General features: G+C 35.3%; 16 protein-coding genes and 1 riboswitch. Of the genes, 15 read left to right on the top strand and 1 reads right to left on the bottom strand.

Annotated features, from left to right (window positions below; all coding sequences use genetic code 11):
- The first annotated feature begins 13 nt into the window (after positions 1-13).
- The 13 genes from MY490_RS21820 to MY490_RS21760 all read left to right on the top strand — a co-directional run bounded on the left by MY490_RS21820 (position 14) and on the right by MY490_RS21760 (position 15,641).
- Positions 14-952 carry a carbohydrate ABC transporter permease gene (locus tag MY490_RS21820; protein WP_248269455.1) on the top strand — a complete coding sequence of 313 codons (939 nt, stop codon included), beginning with the start codon at positions 14-16 and terminating at the stop codon, positions 950-952.
- An 89-nt stretch (positions 953-1,041) separates the two neighbouring features.
- Positions 1,042-1,800 carry a carbohydrate ABC transporter permease gene (locus tag MY490_RS21815; RefSeq protein WP_248269454.1) on the top strand — a complete coding sequence of 253 codons (759 nt, stop codon included), beginning with the start codon at positions 1,042-1,044 and terminating at the stop codon, positions 1,798-1,800.
- A gap of 27 nt (positions 1,801-1,827) precedes the next feature.
- Complete coding sequence (locus MY490_RS21810) at positions 1,828-3,093, top strand: Gfo/Idh/MocA family protein (RefSeq protein WP_248269453.1); 1,266 nt, start codon at positions 1,828-1,830, stop codon at positions 3,091-3,093.
- A 100-nt stretch (positions 3,094-3,193) separates the two neighbouring features.
- Positions 3,194-3,913, top strand: coding sequence for a GntR family transcriptional regulator (locus tag MY490_RS21805; RefSeq protein WP_248267509.1), 720 nt, complete (start codon positions 3,194-3,196; stop codon positions 3,911-3,913).
- A 151-nt stretch (positions 3,914-4,064) separates the two neighbouring features.
- On the top strand, positions 4,065-5,276 hold the full coding sequence (locus MY490_RS21800) for an SIS domain-containing protein (RefSeq protein ID WP_248267508.1): 1,212 nt from the start codon (positions 4,065-4,067) through the stop codon (positions 5,274-5,276).
- The gene (gatY, locus tag MY490_RS21795; RefSeq protein ID WP_248267507.1) at positions 5,273-6,124 is read left to right on the top strand and encodes a tagatose-bisphosphate aldolase subunit GatY; all 852 of its coding nucleotides are present in this window, start codon (positions 5,273-5,275) and stop codon (positions 6,122-6,124) included. Before MY490_RS21800 ends, gatY begins: the two co-directional genes overlap by 4 nt.
- Before the next feature lie 4 nt (positions 6,125-6,128).
- Complete coding sequence (gene pfkB / locus MY490_RS21790; protein ID WP_248267506.1) at positions 6,129-7,088, top strand: 1-phosphofructokinase; 960 nt, start codon at positions 6,129-6,131, stop codon at positions 7,086-7,088.
- A complete protein-coding gene (locus MY490_RS21785) occupies positions 7,066-7,998 on the top strand; it encodes an ROK family protein (protein WP_248267505.1) in 933 nt (310 codons plus the stop codon). The genes pfkB and MY490_RS21785 overlap by 23 nt, the downstream gene beginning before the upstream one ends.
- Before the next feature lie 90 nt (positions 7,999-8,088).
- Positions 8,089-9,240 carry an N-acetylglucosamine-6-phosphate deacetylase gene (gene nagA / locus MY490_RS21780; RefSeq protein WP_248267504.1) on the top strand — a complete coding sequence of 384 codons (1,152 nt, stop codon included), beginning with the start codon at positions 8,089-8,091 and terminating at the stop codon, positions 9,238-9,240.
- A gap of 336 nt (positions 9,241-9,576) precedes the next feature.
- A complete protein-coding gene (helD, locus tag MY490_RS21775; RefSeq protein ID WP_248267503.1) occupies positions 9,577-11,928 on the top strand; it encodes an RNA polymerase recycling motor HelD in 2,352 nt (783 codons plus the stop codon).
- A gap of 171 nt (positions 11,929-12,099) precedes the next feature.
- Complete coding sequence (locus tag MY490_RS21770; RefSeq protein WP_248267502.1) at positions 12,100-13,131, top strand: ATP-binding cassette domain-containing protein; 1,032 nt, start codon at positions 12,100-12,102, stop codon at positions 13,129-13,131.
- Entirely contained in the window at positions 13,128-13,940 is an 813-nt protein-coding gene (locus MY490_RS21765) for an ABC transporter permease (RefSeq protein WP_091024940.1), read from the top strand. Before MY490_RS21770 ends, MY490_RS21765 begins: the two co-directional genes overlap by 4 nt.
- A 91-nt stretch (positions 13,941-14,031) precedes the next feature.
- Positions 14,032-14,135, top strand: a riboswitch (purine riboswitch).
- Positions 14,136-14,345: 210 nt separating this feature from the next.
- Entirely contained in the window at positions 14,346-15,641 is a 1,296-nt protein-coding gene (locus MY490_RS21760) for a nucleobase:cation symporter-2 family protein (RefSeq protein WP_248267501.1), read from the top strand.
- A 208-nt stretch (positions 15,642-15,849) separates the two neighbouring features.
- On the opposite strand, the gene MY490_RS21755 is transcribed toward MY490_RS21760, so the two are convergent.
- Positions 15,850-16,827, bottom strand: coding sequence for an O-antigen ligase family protein (locus MY490_RS21755; RefSeq protein WP_248267500.1), 978 nt, complete (start codon positions 16,825-16,827; stop codon positions 15,850-15,852).
- 737 nt (positions 16,828-17,564) lie between these two features.
- Here MY490_RS21755 and murQ point away from each other — a divergent pair.
- Complete coding sequence (gene murQ / locus MY490_RS21750) at positions 17,565-18,455, top strand: N-acetylmuramic acid 6-phosphate etherase (RefSeq protein WP_248267499.1); 891 nt, start codon at positions 17,565-17,567, stop codon at positions 18,453-18,455.
- 21 nt (positions 18,456-18,476) lie between these two features.
- On the top strand, positions 18,477-19,889 hold the full coding sequence (locus tag MY490_RS21745) for a PTS transporter subunit EIIC (RefSeq protein WP_248267498.1): 1,413 nt from the start codon (positions 18,477-18,479) through the stop codon (positions 19,887-19,889).
- Positions 19,890-19,904 lie beyond the last annotated feature (15 nt).

Raw genomic sequence — 19,904 nt, 5'->3', positions numbered from 1 at the left:
TATAGTGAAAGAAATGCCTCTACAAGTTGAAGTGAAATCAAAAAGTAAACTAAGAATACAAAGCTTAACAAAGACGAGAAAACGATCAGATTATTTTTGGGCTTATTGTATGATCGCACCAACAATGATTGGGTTAACTATTTTCTATTTATGGCCAATCATTCAAACCATTTACTTCAGTTTTACAGAATGGGGTGCATTTGGGCAATATGAATGGACAGGATTAGACAATTATAGACAAATGCTAGAAGACTCTAACCTATTACAGTCGTTTAAAAACACAGGCATTTATATCATTTTTACGGTTCCAATTGGTATTTTTTTATCAATTCTTATAGCAGTTCTCTTAAATCAAAAAATTAAGGGCAAATCTGTTTATCGAACCTTGTATTTTTTACCTGTTATTACCATGCCAGCAGCAATCGCTATGGTTTGGAGATGGTTATATAATTCTGATTATGGGCTCCTAAATTATCTTTTATCTATCTTTGGAATAAAAGGTCCACAATGGGTAAGTGATCCAAAAATTGCACTGTATTCAATTATCGTAGTAGCAATTTGGAGTGGACTTGGTTACAACATGGTTATCTTTCTTTCAGGACTACAAGGGATTCCAAGATCATATTACGAAGCAGCGGAGATAGATGGTGCAGGGCCAGTCAAGGTCTTCTTTAAAATAACACTGCCGTTACTTTCCCCGGTTATATTCTTCGTAACTATCATGTCCTTTATTGGAGCGTTCCAAGTGTTTGATTTAATTTTTATGATGATTGGGAAAAGCAGTACAGCACTCGAAAACACTCAATCAATTGTGTACTTATTTTATCAGCATGCATTCGTGTTAAATGATAAAGGTTATGCTGCTGCAATTGCAGTTTTACTACTAATCATTATTTTAATTATTACAGCGATTCAAATGGTTTTACAAAAGAAATGGGTTCATTATGATTGAAGGAGGAGTAACCATTGGAGAAAGCAACATACCAGATCACGAGTAAAACAATCTTAATTCATTTAATCCTAATTGTCGGCGCCTTGGCGATGGTCTTCCCTTTTATATGGATGTTACTAACTTCATTAAAAACTTATGCTGAGTCGATTCATGTCCCACCCGTTATTGTTCCAAAACACTTTCAGTGGGTGAATTATAAAGATGTTTTTGATTTACTACCATTCTTTAAATTTATGTTTAATACGCTAATCATTACAGTAATTCGTACAATTGGACAATTATTATTATGTTCATTAGCCGCATACGCTTTTGCGAGAATTGAATTTCCAGGAAGAAACATTCTTTTTTTAATCGCATTATCAGTTTTAATGGTACCTGGTCAAGTCTTTTTATTGCCACAATATATGATTATGGTGAAATTAGGCTGGTTAAACTCTTTACAAGCAGTAGTCGTTCCAGGTTTATTTAGCGCATTTGGTACATTCCTTTTAAGGCAATTTTTTATGGGGTTACCAAAGGAATTAGAAGAAGCAGCTAGATTAGATGGCTGTAATCATTTTCAAATCTATTGGAAAATCATGCTTCCTTTAGCAAAGCCAGGTTTAGTTGCTTTAGGTATATTTACAACGCTTTGGAGCTGGAATGAATTAATGTGGCCAATGATTGTTAATAGCTCACCAGACTCAATGACGTTGTCTGTCGGTTTGTCATCATTACAAGGACAATATTTAACTAACTATCCAGTTTTAATGGCAGGATCATTTTTAGCCATTTTACCAATGCTTATTTTATTTATAATTTTACAAAAACAATTTATTGAAGGAATTGCAGTTACAGGAAGTAAATAAAAATCATACATAGCTTGGAGGAAACTAATTATGAAAGCAGCATTAATAGGAGCGGGAAGTAGAGGATTTTACGCATACGGTTCATACGCTTTACAGTATCCACATGAAATTCAATTCATTGCTGTAGCCGAGCCAAATAAAGAAAAAAGAGAAAAGTTTGCGGAAGCACACAATATCCCTGAGAATATGAGATTTGAAGACTGGACGGAGCTATTAGAAAAAGAACAGCTATGTGAGGCTCTATTAATTTGTAGTCCAGACCAGAATCATTATAAGCCGGTTATGAAGGCAATTGAAAAAGGATATAGTATTTTATTGGAAAAACCGATGTCACCAGAACCAATTGAGACGTTAGAAATTGCGGAAGCGGCAGAAAAGCATAATACATTATTAACAGTTTGTCATGTTATGAGATATGCACCATTTTATCAAGCATTAAAAGAAGTTGTTGATCAAAAAATAATCGGCGACATCATATCAATCCAGTGGAATGAGAATGTAGGTTACTTTCATCAAGCTCATAGTTTTGTACGTGGTAACTGGCGTAATTCATCTGAATCTAGCTCGATGCTCTTACAAAAAAGCTGCCACGATATGGATATGCTTGCTTGGCTGATTGGTACAGAGTGCAAGAGTGTATCTTCGTATGGAAGTTTAACTTACTTTAAAAAAGAAAACGCACCAGAAGGTTCAACACATCGTTGTTTGGATGGTTGTAAAGTAGAAAAGGAATGTCCGTATTCAGCAGCTAAATGGTATTTACATGACCGTGATGTTTGGCCAGCAAATGTTATTTCAGCAAGTTCAAGTCTTGATAGTAGACTTAAGGCAATTCAAGAGGGACCATATGGTCGCTGCGTATTTCACTGTGACAATGATGTTGTAGACCATCAAGTAGTTAATTTATTATTTGAAAATGACATAACAGTTGCATTTACTATGACGGCATTTACAAATGAAACATTCCGTAACTTCAAAATTATGGGAACAAAAGGCGAAATAATTGGAAATGATGCTAAAAATGAAATTGAAGTTAATTATTTTTCAGGTAAGAAGGAATTAATTAAGCCATCAACTGTAGATGGTGGTCATATGGGAGCTGATACAAGTATTATGTCTGATTTCATTCAACGCGTTACTAAGAAGGACAAAGGCAGTTTAACATCAGCTATCGTATCAGCTAAAAGCCATATGATTGCTTATGCTGCAGAAGAATCAAGAGTTTCAGGAACAATGGTTTCACTAGATGACTATGAGAAAAAATTAAGAATGACAGAAGAGAGCGTTTTGTAGAAAATTCTGTTGTGGCATTATGTGGTATCTTTTTCAATATTATGTATAATAGATATATATTGAACTGGTTATGACAAAGATACCACTAAAGGAGCTAATCATGGTTGAAAAGGATTCCCGACTTCCTCTTTATTATCAATTAATGGATATTTTATTAGAAAAAATCGAATCAGGCGAACTTGCTGAAAACGATCAGCTACCATCTGAACGAGAATTGTGTGACACATATCAAGTTAGCCGTACAACGGTAAGACAGACGATGCAAGAGCTTGAAAAACAAGGCTATATTTATAAAGTTCATGGCAAGGGGACATATGTTTCTCCAAGAACGTATAATCAAAGTCTTGTGAAATTTTATAGTTTTACAGAAGAAATGAAAAAAGCAGGGAAAATCCCAACGACAACGGTCGTTTCTTTTGAAAAAATCAATTGTGACAGTAAAGTAGCAAAGGCCATGAATCTATCGGTAGAAGAAGAGGTATTTAAGATTGTTCGGTTAAGACTTGCAGACCAGGAACCGATGTTATATGAAACCTCTTATGTACCCGTAAAGGATTTTAAAAATCTTTCGAGTGAAGAATTGCAACATACGCCAATGTATGAAATCTTTAGAACGCAATATAATGTGAATATTTCTAGCGCTTTAGAAAGCTTTATGGCTGTTAGTGCAAATAAAGTGGAGTCAGAAATGCTAAACATAATCGAAGGTGCACCATGTCTACTGCTTAAACGTGTAACTTACGATCAAAGTAAAGTAATTGAGTATACAATGTCGATTGCAAGAGGGGATAAATTTACTTATACAGTAGAGTTAAAATAGACAGGTCAGACTGGCAGCTAAGACTCGATTGTAATCAGTCTGAAAACCAGCTTTTTAAGTGTTTTTCTATACAATAAAAATAGATACAGAAGTATCTATTTAACCCAACTGGTAATGATGACATTAACAGTTAAAATAGGAGGAAATAAATATGGAGCTATTAAAATCGAGTGAAGATGAAAGAATGAATGTTGGCGCGAGCCATACAGCAAAAGAAATAGCCCAGCAACCTAGATTATGGAACGAAACAAAGGATATTCTTTTATTTAATAGAGACCGAATTCTTACATTTTTAAAGAGCATTGAAAATAAACACGATCAGTTACGAATTATTTTAACTGGTGCAGGTACATCTGCATTTGTTGGTGATACAGTCCTTCCTTATTTAAAACAAATCGTTAACAACAAAAAAATTGCAGTAGAAAGTATTGCTACGACTAATATTGTGTCAAATCCATATTCTTATTTAAACAAGGACCTTCCAACAATCATGATTTCATTTGCTCGTTCAGGAAACAGTCCAGAGAGTTTGGCTGCTATTCATTTAGGAGAACAAGTTATAGATGATTTTTATGGAATCGTTTTTACATGTAACCGAGATGGGCTACTGGCTCAAAAGAAGAAAAATGATCACAATCATTTAGTCATCTATATGCCAGAAGAAGCAAATGACCAAGGATTTGCCATGACGAGTAGTTTTACGACTATGCTTTTCTCCGCTTTACTGCTTTTCAATATTGATCAGGTTCATAATTGGGAGAGGAAAGTTGATGAACTAATACATGCTGGTCATGCAATTATTAGTGAGAGCGAGCAAAGTATTAAACAGCTGGCGAATTCCTCTTTTCAAAAAGTTGTTTATTTAGGATCAGGGGTTTTTGAAGGATTGGCAAGAGAAGCATCATTAAAATTGTTGGAGTTAACAGGTGGGACAATTCCATCAACTTTTGATACCTCATTAGGTTTTAGACACGGCCCTAAGTCCATTTTAGATAAGGATACCGTTGTATTTGTATTTTTATCTTGTAACCCTTATACGAGACAGTATGATCTTGACATTTTGGAAGAGATTTACAAAGAAACGAATCGAGGGAAAGTAGTAGCAATTTCATCTTTAAAGGATCAGGTTGCTGAAGAATATAGTGATCTTTTCTATCATGTGGATCTTCCTAAAATTAGTGATGATATTTTTCTAACTTTCCCTTTTATCTTATACGCACAAACTTTTGCTATGTATAAATCTATTAATCTAGGCTTTTCTCCAGATAACCCTTCCCCATTAGGTGTAGTTAACAGAGTTGTTAAAGGAGTTACGATTCACCCTTTTACAAATGATACGAAGAATGGAGGAGATTTATCTTGATTACATCAAGAAGTACGATTCTTTTAGAGGCACAAACCAAAGGCTACGCAGTTCCAGCATTTAATATTCATAACTTAGAAACAATGAAAACAGTTTTAGAAACAGCTCAGGAGCTGCGTTCGCCGGTTTTGATCGCAGCTACACCAAGTACAGTTAGTTATATGGGAGAAGAGTTTCTAATTAGTATGATGGAGGCCGCAAAAAAAAGATACGATATACCAATTTGTTTTCATTTGGATCACCATGAAAAAGTTGATAATATCAAAGCATTAATTGATAGTGGAATCCATTCAGTCATGATTGATGCCTCTCACCATGACTTTGAAGAAAATATTCGAATTGTTCGTGAAGTAGTCGATTATGCTTCTTCGTTTGGAGTTGCAGTGGAGGCGGAGCTTGGTCGACTAAGTGGGGTAGAAGATGATCTTGAAGTGGATGTAAAAGATCAAATTTATACAAATCCAGCACAAGCTAAAGAATTTGTCTCAAGAACAGGAATCGATTCGTTAGCTGTTGCCATTGGAACGGCTCATGGTCTTTATAAAGGAGAACCTAAATTAGATATTGAACGATTAAGTGCAATCCAAAAAGAAGTTGATATTCCTCTAGTTCTACATGGAGCTTCGGGCTTACCTGATGAATTAGTACAAAAAACGATTAAAAATGGAATATGTAAAGTAAATATTGCTACTGAATTAAAAATAGCTTTTGCTAATGGATTACGTGGTTACTTAAAAGAACATCCAGATGCCAATGACCCTAGATATTATTTTAAAGATGCAGTAAGAGAAATGAAAATAGTCGTTGCTGATAAAATTAAAATGTGCGGTAGTATGAATCGGGGTTAGAAAAATGATTGCTACAATTACATTAAACCCAGCTATTGATATTCGGTATAATCTTCCCGACTTTCACATAGATGACGTTAATCGTGTTACAGCTGTGGATAAAACAGCAGGTGGAAAAGGGCTTAACGTTTCACGTGTATTATCTCAGTTAGGGGTTAAAGTTACTTGTACCGGATTTTTAGGTGGAAAAAGTGGCGAGTGGATAGCTGCTCAGCTTCAAAATTACAATTTAATTAATCGTTTTGTAGAAATAAAAGGTGAAACAAGATTTTGTTTAGCAATTGAATCGAAAGAAGGTCATACAGAAATTCTTGAACAAGGGCCAGAGATATTGGAGAATGAAAGAGAAGAATTTTTGAAAAATTTTGATACCATTCTAGAATCAAATAACTATATTGTAGGATCTGGCAGCTTGCCATATGGGATCAACTCTGATTTTTATAGAGACCTAATAGAAAAAACAAAACAAAAAGGGAAGTATTTTCTTTTAGATTCAAGTGGAGAATCACTATCCCATGGCATAAAGGGGAAGCCTTTTTTAATTAAGCCGAACAGAGAAGAGTTTTGCAAGTTGATTGGGTTAAACCAATTATCAATAGAGGATATGATCTGGCACGCCCGAGAAATTTGTCAAAAAGGTATCCAATACATTTTACTTTCTTTAGGAAAAGAAGGTGCTCTTTTAATTAGCAAAAACATTACACTGCAGGCCGTTATTCCAACTTTGACAGATGTACACCAAATTGGATCAGGGGATAGCATGCTTGCAGGCTTTACCTTTGCTCATTCGAAAGGTTATTCAATTGAAAATATTTTAAAGTGGTCATGTGCCTGCGGAATATCAAATGCTGCCTCAGAGCGGACTGGATCAGTTGAATTAACAAAAGTTCAACATTATTTTAATCTCATTAAGGTGAAGGAGTTAACAGGGGGCGATGAAGATGGAAAATATAGTCTGTTTTGATATCGGGGGTACATTTATCAAATTTGGACTAATAAGTCGTGATGGGCAAATGGTTTACAAAGATAAGGTACCAACACCAAAAAGAAATATACAAAAGCAGCTTCCTGAACTTTTAGCTGAAAAAGTAAAAAAGCTCCAAAAGGATTTTTTAATAGCAGGAATCGGAATCTCCACATGTGGTCTTGTAAATCATGAAACAGGTGAAATTTTATTTTCCAACAATATACCCGACTATTCAGGAATGAAACTGGGCGAGATACTTTTTAATTTATTTCATTTACCAATTAGTGTAGAAAATGATGTAAAAAGTGCTTGCATCGGTGAAATGTGGAAAGGTGCAATTCAAGGGAAGAAAGATGTAGTTTTTCTAACATTAGGAACAGGTATTGGAAGCTCTATTATCATAGATGGGAAGATTGTAAGCGGATCTCGTCATTTAGCTGGTGAACTAGGCCATACTGTCATCATAAATAACGGGCGTTCTTGTGGATGCGGACGGAGAGGGTGCTTTGAAAGATATGCTGCTACTTCAGCCTTAGTAGGTGATTTTATTGATGAAAAGAACAAAAATGGTGAAGTTATGGAGAAAATCTCTGGAGAAAAAATCTTGGCTCTAGTAGAAGAAGGCGATTCAATTGCTACTGACGTATATAAAAAGTTTATCCATTATATAAGCATTGGTCTTACAAATATAGTCCATCTTCTGGACCCAGAGGCAATTATTATCGGGGGAGGAATTGCAGAGCAGGGGGACCGATTTATTCAAGACATCAACTCTGAGATTAAAAAGGAAACCATGCCAATTTATCATCAAGAAACAACCGTATTTCCTTCGATTCTTGGGAATGATGCCGGGCTGTATGGAGCATGTTACTTAACTTTAAAAAAATTAAACTACTTACACGTGTAAGTTTTAAGCAAGCAGGCAGCATCCTATTTAGATGTTGCCTATTGTTCTTTAAGAAAAAGTATTCCTGCGAACAATAGAGGGGGAAATGTTATGAAAGCAATTAAGGTAGAAAAAGTTTATATACCCGATAAAGTAATCGAAACTGGCTATATACTGATTAACGACGGAAAAATCAATGGCGTAACAACGAATAAACCTATCTGTGAAATTTTGGATTATTCTAGTTTTGTAGCCATTCCAGGCATGATTGATTTACATATTCATGGAATTGCTGGAAATGACACGATGGATGGTAGTATCCATTCATTACAAGAAATGTCTATGTCACTTGCACGTCATGGAGTTACGGGATTTTTGCCAACTACACTAACTCATGATTTCGAAAAAATTAAAAAAGCTGTAATAATCGTAAGTGAAGCGATGGGACAGACAGAAGGAGCGGAAATCATTGGCTCATATGTAGAAGGTCCATATATCACAACTGAGCATCGTGGTGCTCATCCGGTCAAGTATATTCGTGAACTAAATACTGATGAGTTAATTGAACTAATAAAGGTTTCCAATAATACGGTTAAAGTGATCACTATAGCTCCAGAAAAAGAGCATGCAGAGGAAGCTATTAAATTGCTAACAGATAAAGGAATTCACGTATCTATGGGTCATACAAATGCAGACTATGACAATACAAATAACGCAATTGAACATGGGGCAAGAATTTCTGTTCATACTTTTAACGGCATGAGGGGATTTAATCATCGTGATCCTGGATGTCTTGGTGCTGTTCTAACAAATGATCAATGCTATTGTGAATGTATAGCAGATTTACAGCATGTCCACCCTGGAGCAATTAAGCTACTTTACAAAGCAAAAGGGACAGAACGTATTTTTTTAATAAGTGATTCAATGGCAGCTGCAGATTTATCAGATGGATCCTATACGCTTGGTACATTGGATGTTAAAGTGGAAAATAAAATTGCTCGAACAGTAGAAACAGGCTCTTTAGCAGGAAGCACGACTAATTTAATGGAGTGTTTAAAAAATGTAAAAGACGTTTTAGGGTTGCCTTTAGAATCTATTTTACCGATGGTCAGTCTTAATCAAGCGAAATTACTTAAAATTGATCATGAAGTTGGAAGCATAGAGTGTGGGAAAAAGGCAAATATCGTCTTAATTGATCGTAAGTTTAATGTTCAAGCTACCATTGTGAATGGGGAATTTGTATTTAGGAATGATCATAAATAAAATAAGGTATTTTAATAAAGAGGTAAAATTTAATAAAAGGTAACTAATTGAAGTATGTATAGAAGAAATTAATAAATAATAAGGATGACCTTACTATAAGTGATTAAATGATCATTTTAGGGTGGGTCATTTTGCTTTTTGAGTAGAAATTTTGTAATTGAGATGAAATAGTGATGATTTCGAACGAGGACTATTGCCTAAAAGAAAAAAACGTGGTAGATTAATACAGTATATACATCGGTAATAACATAGAGGTCATATTTTCCCTACTTTAATTTTACTATACAAATCCTCTTGAGTCAACCCCCATTTTTATCTTTTAAAGGAGTGCATGAAATGAACAACGAACTTCAAAAAGAACAAGTAAGAGTAAATGCTGTACTAGATCTAATTACGGACAAAATTAGTAAACTAACAGAAGAAACAGCCCAACGCAGAAACGAAGTCATCAATGTTCGTAAAAACTTTTGGGATGAGGTTAAAGTTAATACGGATAGCTTTGATGACTATTTAGAGACGGTTATTAGTTTAAGACAACAATCTCAACTTTTGGCGATCGGACAAATTAATCATAAGCAATCTTCAAACCGATTATCAGCACTTCGTCGGATGAAAGAAGTTCCTTATTTTGGTCGCATTAATTTTACAGAAGAAGGTATGTCTGAAACGGAGCGTATTTATATTGGCGTTTCAACTCTAATGGATGAAACTGGAGAGAATATTTTAGTTTATGATTGGAGGGCCCCAGTTTCGAGTGTTTACTATGATTATCCACCAGGCCCTGCTGAGTATGATACACCTGGGGGAAAAGTAAATGGAGTATTAGACCAAAAATGGCAATACATTATACGTAACGGTGTAATTGAATCAATGTTCGATACAAGTCTCACTATAGGTGATGAGATTTTGCAGCATGTGCTAGGTAAAGGTACAAACAAGCATATGAGAAGCATAGTAGCCAGCATTCAAAAGGAACAAAATCAGATTATTCGTTATGACAAAGGTAGATTACTGATTGTTCAAGGGGCGGCCGGTAGCGGAAAGACATCGGCAGCTTTACAAAGGATTGCCTATTTGCTCTACAAATATAGAAATTGGATAAAAGCAGATCAAATTATCTTATTTTCTCCTAATGCAATGTTTAATAACTACGTATCGAGAGTTTTACCTGAACTAGGCGAAGAAAATATGCAGCAAGTTACATTCCAAGAGTATTTAGTTCATAGGCTAAGTGATGCGTTTCAAGTTGAAGATAATTATGAGCAATTAGAATATGTGCTAACTGCTATAGATGATCCTTCCTATAAGACTAGAACTTCAAGCATTCGATTTAAAGCTTCAACTCATTTCTTTGAAACGATTAAGGCATACAGACAATCATTGGAATTATCGGGAATGGTCTTTCGGGGATTTAAATTTAGAGGCAAACCAGTCGTTACAGCTAAACAAATATATGAAAGATTTTATAGCACCGACACTTCTTTAAAATTTAATAATCGATTAGAGAAGTTGACGGAATGGTTAAACAAACAAATCAATGAATTGGAAAAGCTAGAATTGAAAAAAACCTGGGTACAAGACGAAATCGAGTTACTCAGCAAAGATGATTATCAAAAAGCATATAAGTACCTACAGAAAAAACAATCTAAAGAGGACTCATTCGATGACTACGAACAACAAACTAAAGTATTAGGTCGAATGGTCGTTCGTAAAAAACTAAAGCCACTACGTGAATGGGTTCGAGGATTACGTTTCATTGACATAAAGAGTGTATATAAACAGTTATTTTCCAATCCAACTCAAATTGAACAATGGATTGAAGGGAATACACCTGAGAATTGGGAGGACATATGTCAGTTAACATTAAATATGTTAGATGAAGGCAAATTGTTTTATGAGGATGCTACACCGTATTTACTTTTAAAAGAATTGGTTCAAGGATTCCAATCAAATGTTACCATTAAATTTGTACTTGTAGATGAAGCTCAAGATTATTCTCCTTTCCAATTTGAGTTTTTGAAGAGATTGTTTCCTTCTGCAAAGATGACCGTTCTAGGTGACTTTAATCAGGCGATCTTTGCGCATGCCAGTGAAATGGGAGATTTTAATGTCCTTAAAGGCTTATATGGGTCAGATGAAACAAAAGTAATCAATCTAACACGCAGTTACAGATCAACAAAACCAATTGTAGAGTTCACACGTAGGCTCATACCTGGAGGCGATCTAATTACGCCTTTTGAACGAGTTGGAGATAAGCCTGTGTTAACGCAGATATCTAATCGAGAAGATTTGCATAGTCATATTGCAACTAAAATTGAAGACTTAAAGAAAGGTGAATTTAATACAATTGCTGTCATTTGCAAATCTGCAGAAGAAAGTTTAGAGGCATATGAAGCTTTAAAGAATGTAGAAGGAATCAAGCTCGTGAAGAGAAACTCAGTTGAATATGAACAAGGTGTAGTCATTATTCCTGCATATTTGGCAAAAGGAATTGAATTCGATGCAGTAATTATTTATGATGCATCAGCTCAAGTTTATGGAGATGAGCGTTTACGGAGACTATTCTATACTGCTTGTACAAGAGCAATGCATCAGTTGCATTTATATAGCTTAGGCGAAGCGACTCCTTTTTTGCATAATATAAATTCAGAGTTTCTACTATTAAATCAGACGATCGCTCACGATTAACTTTAAAAACTTCCCTTACGTAAATTAAGGGAAGTTTTTTGCTTTTAGAGTGAACGACTAGTTTCTCTAGCTTGTACCGATTCGTAAAGATAATTTTTATTTAAAGTTCATACTTAATTCATAATTAGTCGATATATTCATCTTGTAATAAGTCGTAAAGGAGGAAGTAAATTGGACTATTTAAATAAAAAAATAATTACCCCAAATAATGGAGATTTGGCTGTAGAAGCGAGTGGTTTAGTTAAACTATTTGGTGAAAATCGTGCGGTTGATGGAGTGGATTTAAACGTTCGTGCTGGAAGTATTTACGGTGTACTTGGTCCAAATGGCGCGGGGAAAACAACGACAATTAGAATGCTGGCTACACTACTTAGACAAGACGCAGGTACTGCACGCATATTCGGACATGATGTTTTAAAAGAGGCTCAAATTGTGCGTCAATTAATTGGCGTTACTGGTCAGTATGCCTCAGTAGATGAGTCACTAAGTGCTACAGAGAATCTTATTATATTCTCAAGATTACTAGGTCTAGGTAGAGCGGAATCACGAAAGAAAGCAGCTGATTTATTAGAGGAATTTGGCTTAACGGAAGCAGCGAAGCGCCCATTGAAAAACTTCTCAGGTGGAATGCGTCGTAGATTAGATTTAGCTGCAAGTTTAATTGCTCAGCCACCACTTATCTTCTTAGATGAGCCGACAACTGGTTTAGACCCTCGTACAAGAAATCAAATGTGGGATACTATTCGTCGTTTAGTAAAAGAAGGTTCAACAGTTTTATTAACAACACAATATCTTCAAGAGGCGGATGAACTAGCTGATCGAATTGCAGTAATAGATCGTGGCCATGTAGTTGCGGAAGGTACAGTTGATGAATTGAAAGCTTCAGTTGGAAGTTCATCGTTACAATTAAAAATCCAAGATATAAGGGATGTTCAAAAGGCGCGTCAGACAGTAGAACATGTACTAAAAGTAAAATCCAATATCACATTAGAAGAAGGAAAGATTACTGCTCCTATGGCGGATGCTGACCGAGTAACCGACCTACTAATCGCCTTACGTGATGAAGGTATTCATTTAGCTGAAATGAGTGTGCAAAAGCCGACTCTTGATGAAGTATTCCTTACGATTACTGGTAACAGCGTAGATAATGATGGATCAAAGGAGTCAGATAAAACAAAAGAAATGGAGGGAGTAAGGGTATGAGCACTTCAATAAAACCAGCTGCTTATCGTGAGTTAAAAAATAAAACTAGCTTTAGTCAATCAGTAAAAAACTCATTTACGATGGCTTATCGTGGTCTATTAAAAATAAAGCGTACACCAGAACAATTATTTGATGTTACGTTACAACCTATTATTTTTACACTAATGTTTACTTATATCTTTGGTGGAGCAATCTCTGGGGATGTTAAGAGTTATTTACCGGTAATCATACCCGGAATCCTAGTACAGACTGTCATTACTACTTCGATTGTTACAGGTGTACAATTGCGTGAAGATATGGATAAAGGTGTATTCGATCGATTCAAGTCGCTACCAATTGCACGAATTGCACCACTGGCCGGAGCCTTATTGGCGGATACGATACGTTATACAATCGCTACCGTTCTTACTTTCACGATGGGGTATATAATGGGATATCGCCCTGAAGGTGGATTAGGCTATGTCGTTTTAGCTGGACTACTTGTAATTGTCTGTTCATGGGCAATTAGCTGGATTTTTGCTTTTTTTGGAGTAATTGCACGTACAGCGTCAAGTGTACAAGGGATTTCTATGCTAGCACTATTTCCATTAACATTCCTTTCAAATGCCTTTGTACCGGTCGATACAATGCCAAATTGGCTACAATGGTTTGTAAAAATAAACCCAATTTCTCATCTGATCACTGCTGTAAGAAATCTCACGAACACAGGAACTGCTGGTTCAGATCTAATCATTTCACTTATTGGAGCTGCTGTAATTGTAGCAATTTTTGCACCACTAACTGTAAAAGCTTATATGCGTAGAACATAATAGAAGGTATTCCATTAATTTTTTTCTAATGGAGCACCTTTTCCTGCATTTTCTACTTGAAAATATCGAATAGCATGTGTAACATAATCAAGGTACAAATATATAAATAACTCATATAATCATGGGGATATGGCCCATAAGTTTCTACCGGACGACCAATATAATCGACCGACTATGAGTGAAAGCACATCTAGGGTTCCGCATTATTGTATATGTAAAATGGCTGGTCCGAGCGATGTGGGCACTAGCATGTGCTACACCATTAGGGATAAAAACCCAGAAGGACAGGTTTCACTTGAGAGAAACATACTCAAGTGGAACCTGTCCTTTTTTGTTTTATAAAGAGTAATAACTGTACGCCAATCAATTTTATAAATTAAAGCAATGACAAGGGAGAGAATCAGATTGTTAAGTAAACAAAAAGCATTTACATTAGGTTTTCAACACGTCATGGCTATGTATGCAGGTGCAGTTGTTGTACCTCTTATAATAGGTGGCGCGCTTAAACTTACGCCAACTCAGATCGCTTATCTAATAGCAGCAGATTTATTTACTTGCGGTATCGCAACAATCCTGCAAAGCATGGGGACGAAATATATTGGTAGCAGATTGCCAGTCGTTTTAGGATGTACTTTTACGGCGGTAGGTCCGATCATTGCAATTGCATCCTCTTCAAATTTACCAACAGCATACGGTGCAATAATCATTTCTGGGATCTTTGTAATATTAGCTGCCCCTTTTTATGGCAAGCTTTTAAAATTTTTCCCTACAATTGTAACTGGATCAGTTGTAACGATTATTGGACTTTCTCTAATTCCAGTAGCTATGAATAATGCAGCGGGTGGCCAAGGGAGTCCAGACTTCGGTCAAGTACACAATTTATTACTAGCCCTTCTTACACTTATCGTAATTTTAGTCATTAACAGATGGGCTAAAGGATTTTTCCGTACAATTTCCGTACTTGTTGGATTGGTTGTAGGAACAATTGCCGGCTATGCAATGGGAATCGTTCACTTTTCAAGTGTATCAGAAGCATCGTGGTTTAGTATCGCTCAACCATTCTATTTCGGAGCACCAAAAATCAGTATTACAGCTATTATCACAATGATTATCGTTTGCATCGTTAGTATGGTTGAATCAACTGGAGTCTATTTCGCAGTCGGAAAAGCGACTAACCAAAAGGTTAAACAGGATCAGATTGTAAATGGATTACGTTCAGAAGGTCTTGCAATTATGCTTGGTGGTATTTTTAATGCATTTCCGTACACAGCATTTTCACAAAATGTTGGTTTAATCTCACTTACAAAAGTTAAGTCTAGGGAAGTTATTTATGCTGCAGGAAGTATCATGGTTGTTCTTGGACTATTACCTAAACTAGCAGCTTTAACGACAGTTATTCCAAATGCCGTTCTTGGAGGTGCTATGATTGTTATGTTCGGATCTGTCGCAGCTGCCGGGATATCAATTCTTTCAGAGGTCGATTTAGGTAAAGGAGAAAACCTATTAATCGCAGCCTGTAGTATAGCAGTAGGCTTAGGTTCAGCAACACTTCCACAAATGTTCGACCAACTACCTGATTTTTTAAAAATGTTAATGCAAAATGGAATTGTAACAGGTTCATTAACTGCAATTATTTTAAATTTATTCTTAACAAAACGAGATGTGGCAGTAGAAGTGCAAGTTACGAAAAAAATATCATAACTAACAAAAGAGGCCCATATCTAGTCATAGGGGTCTAAGTGTGTAGACAAAGTATTAAAAAAAGATTTTCAGACTGATTGCAAGCGCTTGTCTTTCGAGGCGCGTAAGTTACCCTTACGCGGTAATGAGCCCCGCAGACAGGCGAAGCAACGAAGAAAGCAAGCGTTTGTCAACAGTCTGAGACCCCTAACAAGTTGTAGGGGTCTTTTTAGTACTTATTACTAATAAACTTCGATTTTAAATAATGCAAAATCAAGTATGAACTAATAACTAACCTAGCCGTACTCCCATAAACGCTAATAAATTTGCCTTGAATTGCTGAAATCTCGATATTAAATTGCATACGTTTCGAATACCGATCCCAACACCCAAGCAGTATGACCGTGAGGAAACCGATTTGTGGAGAGAATACAGGCTCATCAAATACACCTGTAAACAAAATAATTGGTAGGCCGAGTAAAAAACTGTTAAAAAAACATTTTTTACTGCGCTCAAAAAAGAATAAGTGAATGCATTTTACAATATTTATACTAATTAATGTTATAAAAGCTAATCCTCCTAATGTTCCGTATTCCGCAAACATACCCAGCAATAAATTATGTGCATGGGGGATGAAATGACCATATTGTATTATATATTCTTGACCAAATCCGATCGGTGTCACACCAAAGAATGGGTGATTTTCCCATATGGTATATGCGTTTTTCCAAATGTCCAACCTTTTATGCCCTGCTTGAATAACTGAATCGGCTCTTGGCATTATATAGAGCAACCATTTCAAAAAGAATAGTCCGATGGTTGAACAAACAAAGAAAAAGATTCGATTAAGTCGGAAGATAAAAAGTAAATAAATGAGAAGCATCGTCGCAAAGCCAGCTCTAGAACCCGTAAGATAAATGCCATAACTAAGTAGTAGTTGGATCGGAAGTTGCCACGCTAAGCTAAAATAGTGTTTCCTTTCTAGACTAGAAAGTAGACTGGCAAAGAGAAAAGAAATAGCGATTAATAAAATAAACACAGTAAAATTGGGATTATATGCACAACCAATTAGACGGTTAAAATTCTTTGGTTCAACTTCTCCAAAAAGCACTGTCCCTAATAAATATCCAACAGTTTTAGGAAATAGTAACCATTTGGATATCCATCCAATTACACAACTATATACACCTCCAAAGATTATTATCATTCGAAACCTCTGAAATAATTGGCCTTTCTCAGTTACTAAAATCCTACAATATATTCCCCAGTAACCAAGAATCATGATACTGACCAATAAAAATAATAAATTTCTAATTAAAAGGGCAGCACCAATAGTAGATATTAGTAGACATAAGAAAAAGTACGAACTAAACGAATAAATAAACCGTTTATTAATAAACCATTGAGTATAGAGTGTACGAAGCCCGATGATCAATAGCAATGATATACCTACGGGAGGTAAGAGAAAGCAGAGAAGTGCGCTTTTCTCCACTAACGAAAAATTTTTATAAAACTGTATAAACCTTTTCATTGTATACCCCTAGTTAAGTGACATAAATATCCTTAATCATATGGAGGATGTTGTCTTTTCATCTGTAAAATGAATTGTATTTTAGTTAAGTTGTCATCAGATTAACAAACATAGTTTAAATACATAGGTTTAAAGTACCACAATAGTTTATTAATTATGTTTTGAAATTGTAAATTGAGCTTAAACTTTTTTGCCAAACAAATTAATGTACAGATTATAAAATTTAAGCATCTTTAAAAGAAAAATTGGAAGTAGTGGATTTATAAATATGTCATTTATTTGAACGAAAATACGGATTAATAATATGAAATTTTTTCCTTATGAATTTTAGTGTTGAAATTTTATTTCAAAAATAGTTATAATATGTATGAAATTAAATTTACTTTTAAAAAATTACTTGAGGTGAAGCAAACATGCTTGAGAATTTAACAACCGAAACAAGAAATGAAAAAACAATGAATTTAGATGAAATGTCTATAGAAGAATTTTTAACCGTAATGAACGAAGAGGATGCAAAGGTTGCCGCTGCCGTTCGAAATGAAATTCCTAATATTTCTAAAGCTGTTGGAAAAATTGTAACTGCTTTCAAAAGTGGAGGTCGCTTGATTTATATAGGTGCAGGCACAAGTGGCCGAATTGGACTTTTAGACGCAGTTGAATGTCCTCCTACATTTGGAACAAGCCCAGAAGAGGTAGTAGGGTTAATTGCAGGTGGAGAAAAAGCTTTTATAAAAGCAGTTGAAGGCGCTGAGGATAGCGAAGAACTTGCAATTGAAGATTTAAAGGAAATTAAGTTAAGTAAAAATGATATTGTAGTTGGAATTGCAGCAAGTGGGCGTACACCTTATGTTATTGGAGGCTTAAAATTCGCTAAAGAAATTGGTGCTTCTACTGTAGCGGTTAGTTGTAACAAGGGCTCAAAGATCGGTCAAGAGGCAGAAATAGCAATTGAAGTTGTTAATGGACCTGAAGTATTAACTGGTTCAACTAGATTAAAAGCAGGTACTTCTCAAAAATTAGTATGTAATATGCTATCTACAGCATCAATGGTTGGTATTGGAAAAGTATACGGTAACTTAATGGTTGATGTTCAATCAACAAATGAAAAACTAGTTGAGCGTTCAAAGCGTATTGTAATGGAAGCAACATCCTGTACGTACGAAATTGCAGAAGAGTATTTAACGAAGTCGAATCAAAGTCCAAAAGTAGCAATCGTTATGATTCTCACTGGATTTAGTTATGAGCAAGCAATGGAGCAATTGAAAAAATCAGAAGGATTTGTTCGAAAAGCAATACAAAAATAAAAATAGTTGGGGGAGTAGAAGATGGATAAATATCAAAGATTAGCTTCTGAAATCGCTGATGCAATCGGCGGTACTGATAATGTAGTTTCATTTACAAACTGTATGACAAGACTTCGTGTTAATGTTGCTGATCGTAATTTAATCAATGAAGATCAAGTTAAAAAAATTAACGGGGTTTTGGGAACTGTTGATGATGAGACTTACCAAATCATTTTAGGTCCTGGTACAGTAACTAAAGTTGCAGAACAATTTGGTCAACTGAAAAACAGCTCTTCAGGAAAACAAGGAACTTCGTCAGTAGCTTTACAAGAAAAGGGTTCAGATCTTAAAGCTGAATTAAAAAAGAAAAATAACACACCTTTTAAAAATTTCTTACGAAAAGTCGGTAATATCTTTATTCCATTAATTCCAGCATTCGTTGGTGCAGGTTTAATTGCTGGTATTGCTTCGATTTTATCAAACAATATTACTGCTCAAAACCTAGACGCAGCAACTTGGTCACAATATGTTACAGTTTTAAATGTAATTAAAAACGCAATTTTTGCTTATTTAGCGATTTATGTTGGTATTAACGCAGCGAAGGAATTCGGGGCGACACCATCCCTTGGTGGAGTAATTGGTGGGATAACACTTTTAACAGGTATGCTTCCTGATCAACCAATTAAAAATATCTTTAATGGTGATCCATTAGCTCCAGGTCAAGGTGGTATTATTGGAGTACTACTTGCAGTCTATTTATTATCACTTTTAGAAAAACAATTACGTAAAGTTATTCCAGATTCTTTAGATATTATTATTACACCAATGATTGCTTTATTAGTAGTAGGTTTGCTTACAATTTTCTTTATCATGCCATTTGCAGGATTTATTTCTGATAACTTAATTGGCTCAATTAACTGGATTATTGCAAAAGGCGGTATTTTTGCAGGATTTATATTAGGTATGGGATTCTTACCATTAGTAATGTTAGGTTTACATCAAGTATTAACTCCAATTCATATCGAATTAATTAATACAACTGGTGCTACAGAATTATTACCAATTCTTGCAATGGCAGGTGCTGGACAAGTTGGTGCAGCATTAGCATTATGGTTACGTTGCAAAAAGAATAAATCATTATCAAATATGATAAAAGGTGCTCTTCCAGTAGGTATTTTAGGTATTGGTGAACCATTAATTTATGGTGTTACATTACCTCTTGGTCGTCCATTTATCACTGCATGTATCGGTGGTGGTATTGGAGGGGCAGTAATTGGAATGTTTGGTAATATTGGAGCAATTGCAATTGGTCCTTCAGGCTTAGCGTTAGTTCCACTTATTGCGCACGGAATGTGGCTTAAATATGTGATCGGATTACTTGCTGGTTATGCTGGTGGTTTCGTTCTTACGTATTTATTCGGTACTCCGAAGGATGCAATGGCTGAACAAGAATAAATAACAAATATAACC

It is taken from the genome of Gottfriedia acidiceleris, assembly GCF_023115465.1.
GTDB lineage: Bacteria > Bacillota > Bacilli > Bacillales > Bacillaceae_G > Gottfriedia > Gottfriedia acidiceleris_B.
This window is presented reverse-complemented; position numbering and strand designations above follow the sequence as displayed.